The sequence below is a fragment of the Rhodoferax sp. RT5P35 genome (assembly GCF_056521385.1).
In genome coordinates this window covers 1-2025 of sequence record NZ_JBWMAX010000045.1, presented here as the reverse complement: position 1 = coordinate 2025, position 2025 = coordinate 1, and the positions used below count along the sequence as shown (strand labels likewise).

Annotated in this window: 3 protein-coding genes; all 3 read right to left on the bottom strand. The window is 65.0% G+C overall.

The window, feature by feature from the left end; genetic code table 11:
* Window positions 1-46 precede the first annotated feature (46 nt).
* Window positions 47-739 (bottom strand): glutathione S-transferase N-terminal domain-containing protein, encoded by a 693-nt coding sequence (locus AC097L_RS23345; protein WP_479589129.1) that lies wholly within the window; start codon window positions 737-739, stop codon window positions 47-49.
* A gap of 138 nt (window positions 740-877) precedes the next feature.
* Entirely contained in the window at window positions 878-1429 is a 552-nt protein-coding gene (locus AC097L_RS23340; RefSeq protein ID WP_479589128.1) for a DUF1439 domain-containing protein, read from the bottom strand.
* A gap of 22 nt (window positions 1430-1451) precedes the next feature.
* Window positions 1452-2025, bottom strand: a 574-nt coding sequence (locus tag AC097L_RS23335) for a transglutaminase-like domain-containing protein (RefSeq protein WP_479589127.1), incomplete at its 5' end; no start/stop codon positions are given.

Genomic DNA, 2025 nt, shown 5'->3' with positions numbered 1-2025 from the left:
AACCGGCCTGAGAAAGCCAAAGCCTGGGCGGATTTGTGTTTGGCGCTCAGTTCCGCGCAGGAATCGCCAAGCCTTTGACCACGGCGGGCCGCTCCACAAAAGCCGCCAGCACCCGCGCCACCTCGGGAAAGTCCGCAAAACCCACCAGATCCCCCGCGCCGTAAAAGCCCACCAGGTTGCGCACCCAGGGGAAGATGGCGATGTCGGCAATCGTGTAGGCATCGCCCATGATCCAGGCCCGCCCCGCCAGCCGCTGGTTCAGCACGCCCAGCAGGCGCTTGGACTCGGCCACATAGCGGTCGCGCGGGCGCTTGTCTTCAAAGTCTTTGCCCGCAAACTTGTGGAAGAAGCCGAGCTGCCCAAACATCGGGCCGATGCCGCCCATCTGGAACATCACCCACTGGATGCACTCGTAGCGGCCCGCCGCGTCCTGCGGAATGCACTGGCCGGGTTTCTCGGCCAGGTACAGCAGGATCGCACCCGATTCAAACAGCGCCAACGGCTGGCCGCCGGGGCCGTTCGGGTCCAGGATGGCCGGGATCTTGTTGTTGGGGTTGAGCGCCAGAAACGCGGGCGACATCTGGTCGTTGGTCTCGAAGCTGACCAGGTGCGGCTCGTAGGGCAAGCCGATTTCTTCCAGCAAGATGGACACCTTCACGCCGTTGGGCGTGGGCAGGGAGTAGAGCTGCAGGCGCTCGGGGTGCTGGGCGGGCCATTTTTGCTGGATGGGGTGGGTCATGGGTTTCCTTGAAGGGTAAAGCGCTGGGGCATTTTGACCGGAACCCGTCGTTACTGCTTCTTACAAGCAAAATCGGCTGTCTGTGCTTATGTAATGAGCGTGAGCAGCTCTTAATTCAGGAGCACCATACCCGCCAACTTACATCGGCTTGTTCACAAACCCCACCACCAGCCCCTTCTCCGTCACGGTAATGCTGCCCGGCTGCAGGCCCATGGTGTCGGGCAGGGCCAGGTCTTGGGGGGTGAGCTGGTGCAGCACCACTTCTTGCAGGGCCTGCTCGGCCAGGGCCGGGCCGTAAGTGGTCAGCAGCTCGACCACGGCGGGTTGCAGGCTGGGGAATTGCAGGTTTTGGAAGTGGAGCTGCACGGCGCGCACGGTGCGGTCGCTGGGTTCGTAACGCAGGGCAAAGTCCACCGCCACGCTGCCGCTGTGGCTGCGCCGCAGGGCCGGGCCTGCGGCCTCCACGGCCATTTGCGCGGCCAGGCGGTTTTGCGCGGGCAGGAGGCGCAGTTGCGGAGCCTGCACGTCCAGGTTCAGCACGCCCGGCACCGGGTAGCGCAGGGGGAAGCGCTGGGCCACGGCTTTCTGCAATTGCGCGGCAGAGACGGTGTAGCCGGGCTGGGCCTGGGCGGCCAGCGCCAGCAGGGATGTGCCGGCCAGCGCGGCATTCAAGAAGAATCTACGTTGCATGGGGCGGCATTGTGCGCCCAGGTTACACCGTGAAAATCGCGTTGCCGTAGGCATCCACCTCGTAGGTCGTGACCTCGAACTTTTGCAGCGTGTTGGCCCCAAACGCCATGGTGATGGGCACGTCGCCCGCGTCGCGGCCCCGGGCCATCACCACACGGCCAATGCGCGGCGTGTTGTGGCGCGCGTCGAAGGTGTACCAGCGGTCGCCCAGAAACACCTCGAACCAGGCGCTGAAGTCCATGGGGTAGCGCACTGGCGGAATGCCGATGTCGCCCAGGTAGCCGGTGCAGTAGCGGGCCGGGATGTTCATGCAGCGGCACAGCGTGATAGCCAGGTGGGTGTAGTCGCGGCACACGCCGGTGCCCTCGCGGAAGCCCTCCACGGCGGTGCGGGTGGCGCGGGCGGCCATGTAGTCGAAGCGGATATGGTTGTGCACGAAATCGCAAATCGCCTGCACCCGCGCCCAGCCCAGCGGCGTAGTGCCAAACTGGTTCCAGGCAAATTGCAGCAGTTCGCTGTCTACCTCACAGTAGCGGCTGGGCAGCAGGTACATCAGCGTGGGCGACGGCAGCACCGTGGGGTCGTGCTGCCAGGCG

Excerpts from the sequence above, each read along its gene's own strand:
- AC097L_RS23345 (WP_479589129.1), bottom strand. The coding sequence starts at position 739 with ATGACCCACCCCATCCAGCAAAAATGGCCCGCCCAGCACCCCGAGCGC.
- AC097L_RS23340 (WP_479589128.1), bottom strand. The coding sequence starts at position 1,429 with ATGCAACGTAGATTCTTCTTGAATGCCGCGCTGGCCGGCACATCCCTG.